Raw genomic sequence first — 19,683 nt, forward strand, 5'->3', positions numbered from 1 at the left:
AAATAAAAATACCTCGGTCTTACGGACTACCTTGCCTTTCTCGGCGAGGAATAGTGGGTAATATCGAAATGAGGCTGCTAAACAGATCGTTGGTGGTCTAAGAGCCTGAATCAGAAAGCGGTTTGATTGACTTTCCGCAGAACTCTGCGGATATGGGCGATCATCAACCACGCGCAGGATGACGAGGGTGTTGCCTCGACATCCTTCGTGAGGCGACGGCAGCGTCCGGGCCATGCAAAGCTGCGCTCCACGATCCAGCGTTTGGGCAGGACGACGAAGCCTTTGGTCCGATCGCTACGCCTGACGATTTCGATCGTCCATCGGCCGAGTTCAGCCAGCGCGTTACGCAACTTCTCGCCAGCATACCCGCCGTCACCGATCAGGTGGCGAAGCCAGGGAAATAATGAGCGTATCCTGGTCGCTACCAGCGGCGCACCGTCACGATCCTGAATGTCGGCGGGATGCACGACGGCTGCCACGACATGACCCTGCGTACCGGTCGTGATGTGCCGCTTGCGGCCCCTGATTTTCTTACCCGCGTCATAACCGCGTGGACCGCCGTTTTCAGCAGTTTTAACCGACTGGCGGTCAATAATACCTACCGAAGGCGTGGCGTCCCGCCCGTCCTGCCCACGCGACAGGATCACGAGAATATGGTTCATCGCTTCCCATCGTCCCTCGCGGATCCAACGGTAGAAATAGCCCTGCACTGTCGTGAAAGCGGGAAAGTTACGAGGCAATTGTTGCCTCTGGCAGCCCGTAGTGACGATATGGAGGATCGCCTCCATGACCCGGCGCAAATCCGTACGTCGTGGTCTCCCCAGTCGTTTCCTCTCGGGCATCAGAGGCGCAATCAGCGCCCACTCCGCATCGCGAAGGTCGCTTGCATATTCCAGGTCGTCCCTTTGATACGTAACCGGCCGTTTGAGGCCGCCTTATGATTGAGGATTGTGACTGGTAACTTACCGTCGTTAACGACGTCGTTATTGACGTCATTTGAGAGGTAAGAATGACCCAGGAAATCCTGATTGGCGTTGAACGCCGCCGCCGCTGGTCGGATGAACGGAAGCTGGCGATACTGGCTGAAGTTGGTGTGGATGGAGCAAGTGTATCGGATGTGGCACGTCGACATGACCTGACCCGCCAACATCTTTACCAATGGCGGACGTCATTCCGTCAAAGACTATCTTCCCCAGATCAGTCTGTGGCGTTTGTTCCTGTTGCTTCAGTGACGACACCTGCTGTGGCATCTGGCGGTGATCCTGACGAACTGGCCATAGTGCTGCGCAATGGCCGTAGTATCAGGGTGACGGGACATCCTGCCGAAGATCTTCTGGCCCGGGTCATCCGGATTGCGGAGACGGCATGATTGGCGTGGGCAACGGCGTGCGTGTCTATCTGGCCTGCGGGGTGACCGATATGCGCAAGGGCATATCGGGTCTGGCAGCACTGGCACAGGACGTGCTGCGTCAGAACCCGACATCAGGGGCGCTCTTTGCCTTTCGTGGTCGCCGTGGGGACAGGATCAAGCTTCTGATGTGGGACGGTCAGGGGTTCTGTCTTTATTACAAGGTGCTTGAGAAGGGACGTTTTCCATGGCCGTCTCCGGCAGAGGGCGTTGCACGCCTGACGACAGCACAGATGGCCATGCTGTGGGAAGGCATGGAGTGGAGACGCCCTTCCTGGTCTGCACCACCGTCTCGCGTGGCCTGATTTTTATGGCGTGAGAGTGCAGAACATTTTGAATTTTCTTAGGTTTTCTGCTATTTTTTCATAATGACGTCTGCACCTGCGGTCCTGCCTGATGATCCGGATACCCTGAGGGAAATGATTGTTTCCCTGCAGACCGAAGTGGCTCGGCTTTCTGCGTCAGCCCGTGCGTATGAAGCTCTTGTCCAGTCTCTCAAAATCCGGATCGCACGTCTTCAGAAACAGAAATTCGGGGCCAGTTCAGAAAAGATAGACCGTGAGATTGAACAACTCGAACTGCTCCTTGAAGATGTAAAAATCGCCATCGCGGCAGCCGATCCTTCTCCTGATATCAGGGAGCATGATGTCAGCGATGATGCACTCTCTCCCCCACGGCAGCGTGGCAAACCAAAGGTTTCTGACACGACACCACGGGAGCGTATTGTTCTCGACCCAGGTGAGGCCTGTCCTGCCTGTGGCGGTCCCCTGCGTCTTGTAGGCGAAGATGTCACCGAAATACTGGACTTTATTGCGGCAAAACTGAAAGTTGTCGAAACGGCACGGCTGAAGAAATCCTGCCGTCACTGCGAAACACTGGTGCAGCCTGAAGCACCGTCGCGCCCTGTCCCACGGGGGATGGCTGGCACCGGGCTTTTAGCCCATATCCTGGTCTCGAAATTCGATGACCACATTCCGCTTTATCGTCAGAATGAGATCTTTGCCCGTCAGGGTGTGGACATTCCCCGTTCAACCCTGATCGACTGGTGTGGTCAGGCCGTTGCCGTTCTGCGTCCTCTGACAGATCTGATCCGTCAGGATGTCGTAAAGGCAGACCTGCTACATGCTGATGATACACCCATCCAGGTTCTTGACCCCCGTCTGCGTCAGGCTGGCAAACCCCGGGGCGTGAAGGAAGGGCGGATCTGGAGCTATCTGCGCGATCCCCGCCCATGGGGAGGGAGTGATCCGCCCGCCGTGGCCTACTGGTTCTCTCCCGATCGCAAGGGGATCAATCCCCAGACCCATCTGGCACAGTTCCGGGGCATTCTGCAGGCTGACGCCTACGCCGGGTTCAGGGATCTGTATAAACCAGACGCAACAGGAACCGTGCACGTGCGCGAAGCGGCCTGCTGGGCTCATCTCCGCCGGGCCTTCCATGATGTCTGGAAGGGCAGTGATTCGACAATCGCAAGGGAAGCACTTGAACAGATCGGAGAGCTCTACGATATCGAGCGCCAGATCACCGGACACCCGGCCCCGTATCGTCTGGCTGTCCGACAGGAACAAAGCCGCCCCCGTGTCACAGCATTCCACGCATGGTGCGAAACACAGCTTGCCCGTATCCCTGGAAAGGGGGAACTGGCAAAAGCGATCCGTTATGCGTTCAACCGGTGGAAGGCCTTTACCCTGTTCCTCGAAGATGGTCGTGTCGCCATCGACAACAATCCTGCCGAACGCGCCATACGGCCCGTATGCGTGGGGCGAAAAAATTATCTCTTTGCCGGATCCGACACCGGGGGCGACAACATCGCTGATGCCATGACGCTTATCGAAAGCGCAAAACTCTCCCGGCTTAATCCGCACGATTACCTCGCCGACGTCCTGGCCCGTATCAACGAGCACAAGATCAACCGGCTCCACGAACTGTTGCCATGGAACTGGAAACCCGTGAATACACTGCACAGACAGGCCGCATAATCAAGGCGGCCCAGAGCGGCCGGTTACTTTGATACTGCGCGCGGGTGATTTCAGTCCAGGCCATCTTGATCTCATCAGGTTCTCGCAAACCCATGAATCATAACCCGCCGAAATCACTCAACTCATTTTCGGTCAGACACTAAGTGATGCGTAGCCATTGGAATCTTCGAAACTCGCGACGTGTAGTTCGGAACTGGCTTCATCGACCATGTATTACGTATAGAGGATAGCAACATGTTGGCTGCAGCTATCCAGACATTAGGACCGATCGACATTCAGGATTTTCTTTTTGCGGAACGGATGTTTCATAGATCACCGTGTCAGGGCACGGAGTGTGAGATAAAAATCAAGCGGTACGAGTTGAGTGAAGCACAATGGCAACGGATTGCGCCTCTGCGCCCAGGCAAGGGTGGGGATGCAGGCTGCTGTGAGACGGATAACCGCCTGTTCGTGCACGGCTGCCTCTGGATTTTACGCTCTGGAGTGCATTGGAAGGATCTGCCTGAGCGGTATGGCAAATGGAAGACGGTGCATCGTCGCTTCAGCAGATGGAATCATGCCGGGGTATGGGACAGGATTTTCGAGATGCGGACGACTGATCGGAACAATCAGTATCTGATGTTCGATTCAGCGATCGTTCGCGTCCATCTGCAGGCTGCAAACGGAAAAGGGGGAGCAAGGACCAGGCGCTAGGTGTTTAGTCCCAGGGTTTGATGGTGTGGTATTTTCACGCGAGTGGAAGGAAGCATTATGGGACAGATACGTCATGGCAGCGCCACGACCACGCACGCGGTGCGAGCAGCAATACAGCGATCGCAGGCTTCGCTCTCGGCGCTGAGCGAGAAGTTTGGGATCAATCCAAAAACGGTGGCGAAATGGCGGAATCATCCGACTGTCGAGGATCAGAAGACCGGTCACCAAAAGCCGCGCTCAACGGTTCTGTCCGAGACGGACGAAGCGATGGTCGTAGCTTTCCGGCGACATACTTTACTGCCGCTGGACGATTGTCTTTATGCGTTGCAGGCCACCATTCCGCATCTGACACGCTCAGCCCTGCATCGCTGTTTTCGGCGTCATGGGATGTCACGTCTGCCTGACGCAGCCATTCCATCTCAAGAGCCATGGTCGTCCCCTAATGGATGACCGCCATGTGCTGAATTGGATCATTTTCGTCAACCGTGCTCGATCGTCATGTCGTCTCGGCGCAATTAATGATGCGCGGTCCCAGCATTTTACGCATGCCCGTCGTGTATGGTTATGTGATCGGTCACAAGCTACTATTGTAGATATCGCAGAGGAAGGACATGAATCCTATTAAATCAGTTACAGATTTCGTCGGGATCATCCTGAACCGAAAAGTTACTAAAAACGCGGTCGTGACCTATCGCGGCCATGGCAGTACCGATTTCAGATTGACCCCGTCCATTTTTCGCAAGACAGCCACATGCAAAAATGAGCATATCCTTTTGCGTGAACTTATCGCTGCTCATCCCGAGGATTTCGACCGAGATACAAGCGCGTTGGAGATGTTAGTACGGATGCAGCACTTCTCTCTACCTACGCGGTTGCTTGATGTGACGATGAATCCACTGGTGGCGCTCTATTTCGCGTGCGAGAAGGTCAAGCAGATTATACCTGTCCTAGGCGAGAAAAGTAGGAGGAATATGGACGGGCACGTCGTCGTGCTTAGCGTCCCTAAGCAACGGGTGCGATACTTCGACAGCGATACTGTGAGTTGTATCACAAATCTAGCACGTCTCTCGTGGAATTATAAAAACGAAATAGACACTAATTTAGACTTGGAAAAGTTCAATAATAGCACATCTATCAAAAGACTGCTTCATTTCATCAGGCAGGAAAAGAATGGCTTCCTGGGGGAGATCAACCCTGCCGATCTGGATTCGATTATCCTAGTAAAGCCCAAGCAGAACAATAAACGCATTCTGGCGCAGGCTGGAGCTTTTTTTGCATTCGGCTTAAAAGACGAAATTGGATCAAGATCTGGCGACCGGATTAGAGTGAATCACATCGTCATCCCTGCCGATGCTAAGAGAAATATTCTCAATGAACTTGATAAGCTGGGTATAAATGAGAAGACTATGTTTCCGGACATTGAACGTGCCGCACGTTACATCACGGGAACATTATCGTCTAGCAATGCGGCGACGAAGCTGCTGCGGCGTCCTGCTGAATAGAGCTTGTTCGTATAAAACTGATTGCGAACTACCGAACATGCCACTGAAAACAATGGCGGTGACATCGGATAAGTTTATTCTAAATCAGACATTGCGCAACGGGCCGACGTTGCCTAATTTACTATGATTTAACTGACTTACACTATTAAAAATATAGGCTGTCGTGTTTTGTGTCTGCTGCTAAGAGTATCCGTTGTGGTCAAGCGGCTTTTGGCGTCCAAAGCCGATCTTTGTGAAGCAGGGCGTTTGCGAGGACAACGAGCTTTCGCATGATTGCGGTAATGGCGATCTTGGCGTATTTTCCCTTTGCGATAAGGCGATCGTAAACACGCTTGAGGTCTGGGTTGAACCGCATGGCGACGATGGCCGGCATGTAGAGAGCTTGTCTTACGGTGGCACGACCACCCTGGATGAAGCGTAACCGGCCGCTCTGGGCCGCCTTGATTATGCGGCCTGTCTGTGCAGTGTATTCACGGGTTTCCAGTTCCATGGCAACAGTTCGTGGAGCCGGTTGATCTTGTGCTCGTTGATACGGGCCAGGACGTCGGCGAGGTAATCGTGCGGATTAAGCCGGGAGAGTTTTGCGCTTTCGATAAGCGTCATGGCATCAGCGATGTTGTCGCCCCCGGTGTCGGATCCGGCAAAGAGATAATTTTTTCGCCCCACGCATACGGGCCGTATGGCGCGTTCGGCAGGATTGTTGTCGATGGCGACACGACCATCTTCGAGGAACAGGGTAAAGGCCTTCCACCGGTTGAACGCATAACGGATCGCTTTTGCCAGTTCCCCCTTTCCAGGGATACGGGCAAGCTGTGTTTCGCACCATGCGTGGAATGCTGTGACACGGGGGCGGCTTTGTTCCTGTCGGACAGCCAGACGATACGGGGCCGGGTGTCCGGTGATCTGGCGCTCGATATCGTAGAGCTCTCCGATCTGTTCAAGTGCTTCCCTTGCGATTGTCGAATCACTGCCCTTCCAGACATCATGGAAGGCCCGGCGGAGATGAGCCCAGCAGGCCGCTTCGCGCACGTGCACGGTTCCTGTTGCGTCTGGTTTATACAGATCCCTGAACCCGGCGTAGGCGTCAGCCTGCAGAATGCCCCGGAACTGTGCCAGATGGGTCTGGGGATTGATCCCCTTGCGATCGGGAGAGAACCAGTAGGCCACGGCGGGCGGATCACTCCCTCCCCATGGGCGGGGATCGCGCAGATAGCTCCAGATCCGCCCTTCCTTCACGCCCCGGGGTTTGCCAGCCTGACGCAGACGGGGGTCAAGAACCTGGATGGGTGTATCATCAGCATGTAGCAGGTCTGCCTTTACGACATCCTGACGGATCAGATCTGTCAGAGGACGCAGAACGGCAACGGCCTGACCACACCAGTCGATCAGGGTTGAACGGGGAATGTCCACACCCTGACGGGCAAAGATCTCATTCTGACGATAAAGCGGAATGTGGTCATCGAATTTCGAGACCAGGATATGGGCTAAAAGCCCGGTGCCAGCCATCCCCCGTGGGACAGGGCGCGACGGTGCTTCAGGCTGCACCAGTGTTTCGCAGTGACGGCAGGATTTCTTCAGCCGTGCCGTTTCGACAACTTTCAGTTTTGCCGCAATAAAGTCCAGTATTTCGGTGACATCTTCGCCTACAAGACGCAGGGGACCGCCACAGGCAGGACAGGCCTCACCTGGGTCGAGAACAATACGCTCCCGTGGTGTCGTGTCAGAAACCTTTGGTTTGCCACGCTGCCGTGGGGGAGAGAGTGCATCATCGCTGACATCATGCTCCCTGATATCAGGAGAAGGATCGGCTGCCGCGATGGCGATTTTTACATCTTCAAGGAGCAGTTCGAGTTGTTCAATCTCACGGTCTATCTTTTCTGAACTGGCCCCGAATTTCTGTTTCTGAAGACGTGCGATCCGGATTTTGAGAGACTGGACAAGAGCTTCATACGCACGGGCTGACGCAGAAAGCCGAGCCACTTCGGTCTGCAGGGAAACAATCATTTCCCTCAGGGTATCCGGATCATCAGGCAGGACCGCAGGTGCAGACGTCATTATGAAAAAATAGCAGAAAACCTAAGAAAATTCAAAATGTTCTGCACTCTCACGCCATAAAAATCAGGCCACGCGAGACGGTGGTGCAGACCAGGAAGGGCGTCTCCACTCCATGCCTTCCCACAGCATGGCCATCTGTGCTGTCGTCAGGCGTGCAACGCCCTCTGCCGGAGACGGCCATGGAAAACGTCCCTTCTCAAGCACCTTGTAATAAAGACAGAACCCCTGACCGTCCCACATCAGAAGCTTGATCCTGTCCCCACGGCGACCACGAAAGGCAAAGAGCGCCCCTGATGTCGGGTTCTGACGCAGCACGTCCTGTGCCAGTGCTGCCAGACCCGATATGCCCTTGCGCATATCGGTCACCCCGCAGGCCAGATAGACACGCACGCCGTTGCCCACGCCAATCATGCCGTCTCCGCAATCCGGATGACCCGGGCCAGAAGATCTTCGGCAGGATGTCCCGTCACCCTGATACTACGGCCATTGCGCAGCACTATGGCCAGTTCGTCAGGATCACCGCCAGATGCCACAGCAGGTGTCGTCACTGAAGCAACAGGAACAAACGCCACAGACTGATCTGGGGAAGATAGTCTTTGACGGAATGACGTCCGCCATTGGTAAAGATGTTGGCGGGTCAGGTCATGTCGACGTGCCACATCCGATACACTTGCTCCATCCACACCAACTTCAGCCAGTATCGCCAGCTTCCGTTCATCCGACCAGCGGCGGCGGCGTTCAACGCCAATCAGGATTTCCTGGGTCATTCTTACCTCTCAAATGACGTCAATAACGACGTCGTTAACGACGGTAAGTTACCAGTCACAATCCTCAATCATAAGGCGGCCTCAAACGGCCGGTTACGATGAAGCTGCGGCCTCGCCATGTGCCGGACTGGCGCGTGATGGGTGCCAGCCCGGCCAGTGCAGCTGCCTGACCTTCTTCCATCATGCCGAGTTCGGGCATGTCGGCCAGAAGCGCATGAGCCGTGACCCTTCCCAGTCCCGGAATACTGGCCAGCACGTCCCGGCGTCGAGACAGATGCGCATCTTCCGCCTCGAGCGCGTCAGTTGCCGCATCGAGGGATGTGACCTGCGCCTCGATCTGCCGCAGGCGATGACGCGCGTGGCGCTGCAGCAAGCCGATCGTGAGGGTCCTGAGACGATTGAGCGTTGCCGTGCGGTCTCGCATCAAACTGCGGCGCGCAGCCATCAGTTCGGCTAGACGGTTCTGTAGATCCGTGCGGACTGGACGCGCCACCGGATCCAGCAGGGCACCATAGCGTGCCAGCATCAACGCATCGACGCGATCTGTCTTCGCGAGTTTGCCGGTGGCTTCGGCGAAACGCCGCGCCTGTCGTGGATTAACCTTGACCTGCGGGATACCAACGGCCGCCAGGCGTTCCTCCAGTGTGCGGTGATAGGGGCCGGTTGGCTCGAACACCACCCGGGCAACGGCTTTGATGTCGCCGATCCAGCGCAGAAGAGCGGTCTGGCCCTTGCGGGTGTTGGCGACACGGACGGTATCACCGCCGGGGTGACGGGCGGCGTCGAGATGATCCTTGGATACATCGATCCCAATTGTGATCGATGCGGGTGGCAACTCGGCCTTGGAAGCCGCAACTGGATGCGTCATCTTTTCCATGTCCTATGCTTGTCATCCGAGGCCGAACCTCGGGTATCCGTTCAGGGCACAAGGAAAAGAAGGGGTGGTCATACTCTCAAGACGACCCATTACGGTCTGCCTGTTGCCGACCCGTCCCCTTCCTGATTTTTCCGGGGTGGCCACCCCGGAAAAATCAGTCCTTTGTCGCACGCCGCGACACGGAATGCATAAGACAAGCCTGTTTGGAAAATCATGGATGAGCATTTCTGCGCATGAGATTGGCGCCCATGGCGACGAAGATCATGGCCTGTGACACGTCGACGCGGCGCTCGTAATCACGCACGAGCCGGCGCCAGCGGGTCATCCAGCCAAAGGTCCTCTCGACCACCCAGCGTCGCGGCAACACCTCAAAGCCCTTTGCTCCGTCACGGCGGCGGATAATTTCGACGATGAAATCCATGTAAGTCGCCTTGTCCATCAACTTCAGGCGGTCATAGGCGCCATCGGCGAACAGATGCTTCACCCACGGCCAACGCTTGCGGATCGCATCCAGGATCATCTGAGCACCGGCACTGTCGGAGATGTCGGCTGGAGTGAGGTTGACCATCAGGAGGCGCCCGTCCGTGTCGACGGCGATATGCCGCTTGCGCCCGACGACTTTTTTGCCGGCATCGTAACCCCTTGTCCTCGCATGAGGTGCCTTGATGCTCTGGCTGTCGATCACCGCCGCTGTCGGACTGGCCTCGCGGCCTGCCTGTTCCCGGTCAAGCATCAGTTCAACATCATGGATGGTCTGGAACAGGAACCGTCGCGCCAACTCACGAAACCAGCCATAGACCGTGCGCCAGTGCCCGAAGTGGATCGGTAGCATCCGCCAACCGCAGCCTGAACGAACGAGATAGCGCACCGCATTGATCACCTCACGGAATTCGACCTCTCGTGGGCGGCCACGACGCCCAGGACCTGGCATCAACGGCGCGATCCGCTCCCATTCCTCGTCTGTCATGTCAGACGGGTAGCGTTTCGTCTTGCGGGTGATCCTAGCCATCCGGCCCCTCTGCTCTGGCGTCCACATCCAGAGCTTGAAACACATCAGATCGATTTTCCAAACAGGTTCTAAGACGCAAAAGAACGTCACAAACAAGGATTATCCTTCTGACACAACATTCAATGGAAATTCCGCGGCTTCACCACGATATTCTCTCGCAAGCGACCCTGCTCAGGGTCGGGGGAAGCGTGCAACGACCGATTTCCCACATCGGCCAGGAGAGGGGAGAGATCAACAATTTCACGCGTCACGAGATGCACCACCTCCCCTTCCTTCTGCAGCCGTCCCACAACCCCCAGCATCTGGCCTGACAGGACCACACGACGAAAGCGCTCGAACATATCAGGCCATATGATGACATTGATCGCTGCCGTTTCGTCCTCCAACGTCATGAACACCACGCCCTCGGCTGAACCGGGCCGCTGGCGGACCAGCACCAGTCCAGCCACCGACAGGCTGCTCCTGTCCCTTGCCTCAAAGGCCTGCCGGCACGTCACCATTCCGCGCTCGATAAGATCGGCACGCAGGAACGCCACGGGATGGTCCCGCAGGGTCAGGCCGGTGCGGTTGTAATCGCGCGCGACTTCGGCCCCGTCCCGCATGGGCTGGAGCAGCACGTCGGGTTCTTCCGCCTCACGCACAACCGCAGCCGCCGCAAACAGCGGCAGGGGTTCGTCACGTAGTGCTTTGATCGCCCAAAGCGCCTCACGCCGGGCCAGATCCAGCCCTGGCCGGAAGGCGTCCGCCTCGGCCAGATGGGTCAGGGCTGCCCCCTTCACCCCTGCCCTGCGCCACAGATCGTCGACCGAGGCAAAGGGCTGGTCGCCCCGCGCCGCCACGATGCGGGCGGCCTCCTCATTGGCCAGCCCTTTTACCAGGTTCATGCCCAGACGGACGGCAAACAGCCCGTCATCCCGCTCCGGGCCTTCGAGCGTGCTGTCCCAGCGCGAGGCGTTGATGCAGACCGGCCGGATCTCGACCCCGTGCTCGCGCGCATCGCGTACAAGCTGCGCCGGTGCGTAGAATCCCATGGGCTGGCTGTTCAGGAGTGCTGCCAGAAACACATCCGGATGGGTGCATTTCATCCACGATGACGAATAGGCCAGAATGGCGAAGCTGGCGGCATGGCTTTCGGGAAAGCCGTAACTGCCAAACCCCTCCAGCTGCTGGAAGATGCGTTCTGCAAAGGTCGCGGGATAACCCCGCGCCGTCATGCCTTCGATCAGCCGCGTGCGGAAACGCGAGACCGTGCCGGTATTCTTGAACGTCGCCATGGCCCGGCGCAGCTGGTCGGCCTCGGATGCCGAAAACCCGGCACACACCATGGCCACCTGCATCACCTGTTCCTGGAACAGCGGAATGCCCAGCGTCTTCTTGAGCACCTTTTCCAGTTCCGGCGTCGGGTAGATTTCCTTTTCCTGTCCGGCCCGCCGGCGCAGATAGGGATGCACCATGTCCCCCTTATGTGGACGGCCTTTATGGTGCAAGAGATCACATTGAGCGCATTGTTACATCTTCCTTCCTGCGTATTTTTGCTCCAGCGGAACACACGGATACTGTCATGATGTGGAGATCCGGTCAGATGCGCCCTTATGTCCGGCCTGTGCATGCGAAATCCTTCGCTGGCCATCATGGGTGTGCGCTTGCGTGTCAGGCACCAATCTGAATCTCGTGCTCAAGGGCACAGGGCGACATTCGGTATTGCCTGAACTGCTTCTGATTACAGTCTTTCCCATCACGCGGTCAGTGCATACTGCCGGATCTACCGGGGTTTATCCCGGTATCCATCATCCTGGTGGTGCATGTCAGACTGTAGCGACACTGCGACCGGCCGGACGATAGATCTCTTTGCGCGACAACAGGGCCCAGATGATCCGGGCCAGCTTGTTGGCCAATGCCACGGTTGCCAGGCGGCCCGGGCGACGTTCCAGAAGTTTGCAGAGCCATGCTCCCGCAGCGCTGTTCCACTTCTGCGCACGATAAAGCATGGATGTTGCGCCCAGAACGAGCATTTTTCTTATTTCCCGATTGCCCGTTTTTGTAATCCTGCCCAACCGGGTCTTTCCGCCGGATGAATGCTGACGGGGCACCAGTCCGAGCCAGGCCGCAAAGTGCCGGGCCGTATCGAAAGCTGCAATATCGGTAATAGACGCGACAATCAGGGAGGCGGTTACCGGACCGATGCCGGGGACGGTCAAAAGACGGCGGGCATCTTCATCCTGTTTGGCATGGGTACGGATACCTCCTTCAAGGCTTTCGATGCTCTCGCTCAGCCGGCCATACTGCTCAAAGAGCAATATGGTTGTTTGTTTCAGGGCGTCAGGCAGATTGGATGAGGTTTCGATTTTCGCCAGAAGTTCGGGCAGACGGGCATTTCCAAGGGGAACAATCAAACCGAATTCCGCTGCAAGTGCACGCAATGCATTCACCAGCATCGTTTGCTGTTTGACCAGAAGGGTACGAGTTGAGTGCAGCGATAACAGGCTTTGCTGCTCCCGATTTTTAATCGGGACGAACCGCGTATCGGGATGGATCGCGGCAAGACAAATCGCGGCGGCATCAACAGCATCGTTTTTCTTGCCACGTTTGACAAATGGTTTGACCATTTCAGGAGGAATGAGTTTTACCTCATGACCGGTGTCACGGATGACACGAGCCCAGTGATGCGACGTGCTGCAGGCTTCGATTACGACCTGGCAGCGCTCCAGCTTTTCAAAGAATGGGACGACCTCGCTCCGACCGAGTTTCTTCTTGAGCAGACACTTTCCGCTTGCGTCTGTGCCATGCGCCTGAAAAACAGACTTGGCGATATCCAGGCCGATTATGGTAACTTTCATCCGGGCGGTCTCCTCTGAATGGTCTTCCGACCCCAGCATGGCACATTGATGCCGCATGGAGGCCGTCCACCCCATCTGGATGGGACCGGGCCGGACGATGGCCACCTCGATCACCAGATCATAGAACACCCGGGGCCTGAGACGCGGCAGCATGGACATCTGCGCGCGGGATTCGATCTGGAACACCCCGATCGTGTCCGCCTTCCGGATCATGGCGTAGGTCCGCGGATCCTCGGCCGGAATGGTCTGCAGCGTGTAATGCTGTCCCTTGTGTTCGGCCAGAAGGTCCAGCCCCTTCTTCATGCAGGTCAGCATGCCCAGGGCCAGCACATCGACCTTCATGAATTTCAGGACGTCGATATCGTCCTTGTCCCATTCGATGATCTGGCGACCATCCATGGCCGCCGGTTCGATCGGCACCAGTTCATCCAGCCGGTCACGGGTCAGGACAAACCCGCCGGGATGCTGCGACAGGTGACGCGGCACGCCGATCAGGCAGCGCGTCAGATCCAGCGTCAGCCGGATGCGCCGGTCGGACAGGTCGATGCCCGTCTCATTCAGCGCGCCCTCATCCAGCTTGCGCCCCCAGCCCCAGATCTGGCCGGACAGGGTGCGGATCAGGTCTTCGGGCAGACCCATGACCTTGCCGACATCGCGCAGCGCCCCCTTCGCACGGTAGCGCGTGACCACGGCCGTAAGGGCGGCGTGGTTGCGGCCATAATGACCATAAATCCACTGGATCACCTGCTCCCGGCGCGCGTGTTCGAAGTCCACATCGATATCGGGTGGCTCGCGGCGCTCTTCGGAGACGAACCGCTCGAAGAGCAGCGACGTCCGTGCCGGATCGATGGCGGTAATGCCCAGCACGTAGCAGACAGCGGAATTGGCCGCCGATCCCCGCCCCTGGCACAGGATGCCCTGTGAGCGGGCGTAACGGACGATGCTGTGGACGGTGAGGAAATACGGTGCGTAATCCATGCGCCCGATCAGGGCGAGTTCATGGCTGAGGGTCTTCCTGACCTCGGGCGGAATGCCTTCGGGATAGGCCGCTGCCGCCCCTTCCCATGTCAGGGCTTCCAGCGCCTGCTGCGGTGACTGGCCCGGGACGGAGACCTCGTCGGGATACTGGTAGGCCAGGTCATCAAGGCTGAAGCGGCAGCGCTCCACGATCTCCATGGTCCGGGCCACCGCTTCGGGATAGCGGCTGAACAGCCGCGCCATTTCCGCGGGCGGCTTGAGGTAGCGGTCCGCATGGCGCTCCCGCGCGAACCCGGCCTCGTCGATGGTGGTATGGTTGCGGATGCAGGTCACCACATCCTGCAGGATGCGCCGGTCATGGGTGTGGAATAGGACGTCATTGGTCACGACCGCTGGCACCCGCGCCTGATGGGCGAGGTTCGCCAGCTCATACAGCCGCATCTGGTCATTGGGCCGGCGCCGCAGGGTCAGCGCCATATAGGCCCGGTCGGCAAAGGCGTCCTTCAGCTTGCGCAGATGCAGGGCACAGGCATCATCCGCCGTATCCGGGAGCAGGATGACAAGGAGGCCTTCGCCCCATGCCACCAGATCCTCCCAGAGCAGATGACACTTCCCCTTCCCGGCCCGGGCCTTGCCAAGGCTCAGCAGCCGGCACAACCGGCCATAAGCGGCCCGATCCGTCGGATAGACCAGCACGGGCAGAAAATCGGCCAGATCGAGACGGCACCCCACGACTAGGCGGATGCCGGTCTCTTTGGCCGCGACATGGGCCTGCACCATGCCCGCCAGGGAATTCCGGTCGCAGATCCCCAGCGCTTCAATGCCAAGAGCCTTTGCCTGCTCGAACAGTTCAATTGGTGAGGACGCGCCGCGCAGGAACGAGAAATACGTCGTCACCTGCAGCTCGGCGTATGGCACGCTCATTCAAAGAGACCATGCAGGAACCAGCCCTGCGAACCGGTCTCGCCATGTTCGCCATCCCCGGTCCGGTAAACCCAGAATGTCTCCCCGCTGGTGTCTTCCACCCGAAAATAGTCCCGCACGGTGGTCAGTTCGGCATCTCCTTTCCACCATTCGCCAAAGACCCGCTCGGGGCCATCGGCGCATCTGATCCGGCGGCGGATGCCACGCCAGATGAAGAAGACCGGCGGATGGTCGGGCAACACCGCCATGGTCTGGATCGGCTCGGGACGGGGCAGCAGGCGCGTGGGGCGCGGCCAGTGATCAGGCCACTCCCTTGCCTCCTCGGGTGCGAGGGCAGGCACGCGGCAGACGGCCCGCTCTGGCACATCGCTTTCCACCGGGGCGAAGCGATACAGGGCCTGCATGCCGACGCGGTTGGCCAGGGTATCGATCAGGTCGGAGACATCAGCTTCTTCTTCCTCGATCAGGGCGGATACACCCTGACGATGCAGGATCGGCTCGGCCAGCGACGCCGTCAGCACCATGCGCTCGATCCCAAAGCCCGGATCGATGGTCTCGATCCTGTCACAGAGCAGACGGGTCAGGCGTCTGACATCCCGCACCGGCATGGCCGTGGCCACGCGGACGGCCTCGGTGCGGCTGTCCACCCGGTGCAGCAGCAGGTCGAGGCGGCGCACGCCCTGCTCGCGTTCCTCCAGCCCGGCGCACAGGGGCGGCACGAGTTTGGTGATGTAGCGAGCTATGGTCTCGGCAGCACTGATCGGTTCGGCAAAGTTTCGGCTGACCTGCACCGGCGCCTGCAGCCGGACCGGGACAATGGCTTCTGCCTGTCGTCCAAAAGCCTGGTCCAGCCTGCGGGCGACATCCGGGCCGAATCGCAGGGCCAGCGGCGCGCGCGGCATGCCGGCCAGCGGGCCGATGCGTGATACGCCCAGCCCATGGAGGCCATCAATGATATCCGCTGGTAAGCGCAGGGCTTCGATCGGCAGATCGGCAATCACTGCTGCCATCTCACCCGGCGGCACGATGGTGATGCGTCCCCGGCCATAGCGCGCCAGCGCATGGGCGGCACCCCATGTATCGGCAATCGCGGCCCGGGCCGTGATCCCGGACTCCTTCAGGCGTGTGACCATGTTCTCCAGCATGACGGCCTCGCCCCCATGCAGGTGATCGGCACCGGTCGTATCCAGCACGATGCCGTCTGGCGGATCGGGGGCCACGATGGGGGCGATGCGGTGCTGGAACCACAGGGCCAGCCGCTCCAGCCCTGCCCGGTCACCGTCCGGGTCGGCATCCATGATGAGCAGATCGGGATGAAGCGCCTGCGCTTTCGCGACAGGCGTGCCGGGACGCAGGCCCAGCCTGCGGGCGGCGAGATCGACCGACAGCACGACCCGTCGCCGCCCTTCCCGCCCGGCCAGCACCAATGGGTAGTCAGGCGCGGGCGCGTCGGTCCCCAGCCGCTTCCTGAGCCGGTCTGTCGGCCAGAGCGGCAGGTAGAGCGAGACGACACGGCACCAGTCTCCCTTTGGCATCACAGGCCTCCACTTCGAAATCGGCGCATTCGCCCGCGCGGGCACGGATCAGTTCCAGCAGCCAGCGGGACCGGCCGACGCCGGGGACCGGCAGCGGCACGGATGGCAGGACCGAGACCCGCCACCGGGTGACCGAAGCGGTAGGCTGGCCGAAATCGGCCGCATCCGTCTGTCGCCGCCAGCGCCGTATGGCGATGCCCAGCGCGCCGGATGTCTCGGCCGCCAGCTGCAGGCGGCGCGAGGCGGTCATGGACAGGCGGGCCACCTCGGCCACGACCGCCCCCAGCCCCTGATGGCGCAGTGCTTCCTCGAAACAGGCCAGGACATCGACGTCCGAACTGGCCGCGACGTAAATGGTCCGTCGCGCCGACAGGCCGACCTGCTGCAGTGCCGGGGCATACAGGTCCTGGCGGGTGGCAATCCACAGCACCTTGCCCCGTGTCCGCGCTGCGATCCCGGCGGAAAACAGACCGGACGCTGCTGCATTCAGGGCGTCATGGCCGCCGCCGGCCACCTCATGCAGCGCGCCCAGCGCCAGGCCGCCATCCGGCAGGCGACCGTCAATCTCGGGCACGCCGAAGGGAAGCGCGCCCCGCCTGCGCCGACCCTGGCCTTCGAGGCGGCTGACCTGTGCTCTCAGCGCCTCCAGCGCGGGACGGGGTTCGGGTGCGGGCATGGGGGTGGACAGTCCATTCGGGTGTTTCTGGCACGAAATCAGTAATTATGTTCGTTATTTGTTCTAGGGCGGTGACGAATGTCAACCCGTTTCGGAAAAGCGACTGTGATCCGGACGCGGACGCAGGGCTGCCACACGGTCCAGGCTCGATGAAAACTGTCTGGATTGCAGGGATTTATCAGGAACAGTCCGGCCATCCCCTTCCTGCAGGGTGGATACCGTCTGGCAGGACACCCATATCCAGACTCGCGAAAGGACGGCGTGATGTGCAACCTCTATGCGATGACCAGCAGCCAGCAGGCGATCCGGGAGGCGGCCAGGGTCATGACCGACCGCACAGGCAATCTCCGGCCCCTGCCCGAGATCTGGCCCAACACCATGGCGCCCATCGTGCGGAACGCGCCGGATGGTCGCGAACTGGTCATGGCACGCTGGGGCATGCCCACCCCGCCGGGCTACCTGAAAGGGCACAGGGTCGATCGGGGTGTGACCAATATCCGCAATCCCACCTCGACCTGGTGGAAACGCTGGGAAGGTGTCGCGCATCGCTGCCTGGTACCGCTCACGGCCTTTTCCGAACCGGAACGCCTGCCGGATGGGACCAGCAGGCCCGTCTGGTTTGCCCGTAGCGATGGGAAGCCGCTGGCTTTCTTTGCAGGGATCTGGTGCCGGTGGACGTCAGTGCGGAAACTGGCGGATGGCGAGACGACGGATGATCTGTTCGGCTTCCTGACCACCACGGCCAATCGGGAAGTCGGCGCCATTCATCCGAAAGCTATGCCGGTAATCCTGACCCGGTCGGAAGAACTGGATCTGTGGATGAAGGTGCCTCTGGACGAAGCACTACAGTTGCAGCGCCCCCTGCCCGACAATGCCCTAAAGATGGTACATGCTTCCCCGACAGGCAGTTATTAAATGTCGCCTTTGGGGGGAAGCAGAAAGCCCGGTTATTGGGAAAAGAAGACCGAAATCAGCCATTTGCAGCGCTCACGTTCATAACGGCTGCCGGTCAACTCAAGCCGTTTTGAGGTGGTCGTAGGAATGCCCGTTCACGCAGGGACTGATCGTTCGCGATCTTAGAGAGCTGATTACCCGCTACGCAGCCTAAATCTCCCAGTTCAATCCGATGTGGCACGGAATTAAAAACTGCCCTCAGTGATCCGGCGACGCAGAATTGAGCTAGAACGGGAAGTGGAAAATCCTAGTTAGCAGCAAAGGCACGAAGACATGCAGATATCAGAGACGGCACTCGCCACGAGTAAGCCATTATTCGTGAAATTTGTTGAGTGCATGCGAATCATCAAGGACTACCACTTTCAAGTTTTTACAAAAAATCCGGAAAAAACCTTGTATTCCGAGACGCTGCGGGTGCTGAACCAATTTCAGCAAGACCGCACTCAAGCAGCATATTGTCTTATAGTAAATGGGCTCGTCTGGGATGCCGAGGTCATAATCCGGGTCGTTTATGAGACGTTCGCTAAGGTGGCTTTTCTGGCAACTGCTTCTGAAGAGCAACGTCCGGAATTGCTCCACGAGTATTGGGAGCTACTCGGCGCTGTCTATGACAGGCAGGCAGCCTTAAAAGCCGAGCCATGCGAACGTCTCTTCAATTGCTCTGACAGCGATGGCAGTTCTCGCGTGATGGCAACGCTTCGCGATAACCGCGTCTACAGGACCAACCCGCTTGGGGATAAGCGCTTCCGGAAACAATTGGAGCAACGATGGTCGTTCTCTGGAATACTTGAAGCGTTAAACAGTGGTCGTCACGGTATCATTCCACTGATTGGCATTGAGGTTTTTGCACACAACTATAGCATGTCTAGCCACGTTGCTCACGCTAACTCGAGGGCGCTGGACCTCTTAGAAGACCGTGCAACCCGGGGAAGCGACCTCGTCCCGTTGGAAATGGGACATATTTGCCGAATGCTAAGCGACATGGTTTCACTTACTTCTTTCAGCCTGTTCCTGAGTGAACGGTCATGGGCAGGCGGCGAAAAGATGCCAGCACCGTTGGCCGCCGCCGTCACGGCGATGACGGAAACCATCAAGCCATTCCATACCGAATTCGAGATTTCGCAAGAGGACCTGTATAGCAACTGGCCTCGGAAAGAGTAGGATGGTCCCTTGGTGGTATTCCTCTCGCGTGTTTAGCTGCGTGAAGGTTCGCTTTAAGGCTGATCACGTGGCAGTATCGGTTTTCGACACCGCCATGCAAAATGCAGCGCCGAGAGTGGTCGAAGTGTAGAAACAACGTCGCACTGCTCTGGGTGACCGATAAGCTCCGAAGCGACAAGCGCGAGAGGACTTTGGCGCCCTGGGCCGCGAAGGGAAAGCAGACGTTCGAGGAGGAGCGCGTCAGCACGAATCTCGCCGCTGCTCGCCATGATGCGGCCGTTGTTGGAAAGCGACTCACATTGTTGAGGTGCATCACCTTGATGTAACG

General features: G+C 58.5%; 16 protein-coding genes and 3 pseudogenes. 8 read left to right on the forward strand and 11 right to left on the reverse strand.

Annotated elements, in window-relative coordinates:
* Positions 1 to 110: 110 nt before the first annotated feature.
* Positions 111 to 896 carry an IS5 family transposase gene (locus tag R5N89_RS14460; protein ID WP_110569784.1) on the reverse strand — a complete coding sequence of 262 codons (786 nt, stop codon included), beginning with the start codon at positions 894 to 896 and terminating at the stop codon, positions 111 to 113.
* 113 nt (positions 897 to 1,009) lie between these two features.
* Between R5N89_RS14460 and tnpA (R5N89_RS14465) the strand changes: the two genes are divergently transcribed.
* From tnpA (R5N89_RS14465) to R5N89_RS14490, 6 genes and pseudogenes are all read left to right on the forward strand, one after another.
* Positions 1,010 to 1,369, forward strand: coding sequence for an IS66-like element accessory protein TnpA (gene tnpA, locus R5N89_RS14465; RefSeq protein ID WP_007400224.1), 360 nt, complete (start codon positions 1,010 to 1,012; stop codon positions 1,367 to 1,369).
* Positions 1,366 to 1,713 carry an IS66 family insertion sequence element accessory protein TnpB gene (gene tnpB / locus R5N89_RS14470; protein WP_010510701.1) on the forward strand — a complete coding sequence of 116 codons (348 nt, stop codon included), beginning with the start codon at positions 1,366 to 1,368 and terminating at the stop codon, positions 1,711 to 1,713. The genes tnpA (R5N89_RS14465) and tnpB (R5N89_RS14470) overlap by 4 nt, the downstream gene beginning before the upstream one ends.
* A 63-nt stretch (positions 1,714 to 1,776) precedes the next feature.
* Entirely contained in the window at positions 1,777 to 3,387 is a 1,611-nt protein-coding gene (tnpC, locus tag R5N89_RS14475; protein ID WP_130732979.1) for an IS66 family transposase, read from the forward strand.
* Positions 3,388 to 3,732: 345 nt separating this feature from the next.
* Positions 3,733 to 4,068: pseudogene (locus R5N89_RS14480) on the forward strand (IS5 family transposase); the annotation flags it as partial.
* Between the two features lie 69 nt (positions 4,069 to 4,137).
* Positions 4,138 to 4,485: pseudogene (locus R5N89_RS14485) on the forward strand (IS481 family transposase); the annotation flags it as partial.
* Positions 4,486 to 4,691: 206 nt separating this feature from the next.
* A complete protein-coding gene (locus R5N89_RS14490; protein ID WP_110570269.1) occupies positions 4,692 to 5,582 on the forward strand; it encodes an FRG domain-containing protein in 891 nt (296 codons plus the stop codon).
* A 199-nt stretch (positions 5,583 to 5,781) separates the two neighbouring features.
* Here R5N89_RS14490 and R5N89_RS14495 read toward each other — a convergent pair whose 3' ends face one another.
* The 10 genes and pseudogenes from R5N89_RS14495 to R5N89_RS14540 form a co-directional block, all read right to left on the reverse strand.
* Positions 5,782 to 6,072: a transposase gene (locus tag R5N89_RS14495; protein ID WP_408887038.1), complete on the reverse strand. Its 291-nt coding sequence runs from the start codon at positions 6,070 to 6,072 to the stop codon at positions 5,782 to 5,784.
* On the reverse strand, positions 6,027 to 7,637 hold the full coding sequence (gene tnpC / locus R5N89_RS14500; RefSeq protein ID WP_130732979.1) for an IS66 family transposase: 1,611 nt from the start codon (positions 7,635 to 7,637) through the stop codon (positions 6,027 to 6,029). Before tnpC (R5N89_RS14500) ends, R5N89_RS14495 begins: the two co-directional genes overlap by 46 nt.
* Positions 7,638 to 7,700: 63 nt before the next feature.
* Positions 7,701 to 8,048, reverse strand: a complete 348-nt coding sequence (tnpB, locus tag R5N89_RS14505) for an IS66 family insertion sequence element accessory protein TnpB (RefSeq protein WP_010510701.1) — start codon at positions 8,046 to 8,048, stop codon at positions 7,701 to 7,703.
* Positions 8,045 to 8,404 carry an IS66-like element accessory protein TnpA gene (gene tnpA / locus R5N89_RS14510; protein WP_007400224.1) on the reverse strand — a complete coding sequence of 120 codons (360 nt, stop codon included), beginning with the start codon at positions 8,402 to 8,404 and terminating at the stop codon, positions 8,045 to 8,047. Before tnpA (R5N89_RS14510) ends, tnpB (R5N89_RS14505) begins: the two co-directional genes overlap by 4 nt.
* 64 nt (positions 8,405 to 8,468) lie before the next feature.
* The gene (locus R5N89_RS14515; protein WP_244192293.1) at positions 8,469 to 9,281 is read right to left on the reverse strand and encodes an IS110 family transposase; all 813 of its coding nucleotides are present in this window, start codon (positions 9,279 to 9,281) and stop codon (positions 8,469 to 8,471) included.
* Between the two features lie 211 nt (positions 9,282 to 9,492).
* Complete coding sequence (locus tag R5N89_RS14520) at positions 9,493 to 10,317, reverse strand: IS5 family transposase (protein ID WP_110570116.1); 825 nt, start codon at positions 10,315 to 10,317, stop codon at positions 9,493 to 9,495.
* A gap of 92 nt (positions 10,318 to 10,409) precedes the next feature.
* Positions 10,410 to 11,759 (reverse strand): annotated as a pseudogene (locus R5N89_RS14525) (OB-fold nucleic acid binding domain-containing protein); the annotation flags it as partial.
* A 336-nt stretch (positions 11,760 to 12,095) separates the two neighbouring features.
* Complete coding sequence (locus R5N89_RS14530) at positions 12,096 to 15,029, reverse strand: IS110 family transposase (protein WP_167400910.1); 2,934 nt, start codon at positions 15,027 to 15,029, stop codon at positions 12,096 to 12,098.
* The gene (locus R5N89_RS14535) at positions 15,026 to 16,420 is read right to left on the reverse strand and encodes a DNA polymerase Y family protein (protein WP_244192294.1); all 1,395 of its coding nucleotides are present in this window, start codon (positions 16,418 to 16,420) and stop codon (positions 15,026 to 15,028) included. The genes R5N89_RS14530 and R5N89_RS14535 overlap by 4 nt, the downstream gene beginning before the upstream one ends.
* A gap of 43 nt (positions 16,421 to 16,463) precedes the next feature.
* Positions 16,464 to 17,240: an ImuA family protein gene (locus R5N89_RS14540; protein ID WP_110570112.1), complete on the reverse strand. Its 777-nt coding sequence runs from the start codon at positions 17,238 to 17,240 to the stop codon at positions 16,464 to 16,466.
* Between the two features lie 264 nt (positions 17,241 to 17,504).
* On the opposite strand from R5N89_RS14540, the gene R5N89_RS14545 reads away from it, so the two are divergent.
* Positions 17,505 to 18,155 carry an SOS response-associated peptidase gene (locus R5N89_RS14545; protein ID WP_110570111.1) on the forward strand — a complete coding sequence of 217 codons (651 nt, stop codon included), beginning with the start codon at positions 17,505 to 17,507 and terminating at the stop codon, positions 18,153 to 18,155.
* Positions 18,156 to 18,467: 312 nt separating this feature from the next.
* On the forward strand, positions 18,468 to 19,355 hold the full coding sequence (locus R5N89_RS14550; RefSeq protein ID WP_110570110.1) for a DUF5677 domain-containing protein: 888 nt from the start codon (positions 18,468 to 18,470) through the stop codon (positions 19,353 to 19,355).
* Positions 19,356 to 19,683 lie beyond the last annotated feature (328 nt).

It is taken from the genome of Komagataeibacter sucrofermentans DSM 15973 (assembly GCF_040581405.1).
GTDB lineage: Bacteria > Pseudomonadota > Alphaproteobacteria > Acetobacterales > Acetobacteraceae > Komagataeibacter > Komagataeibacter sucrofermentans.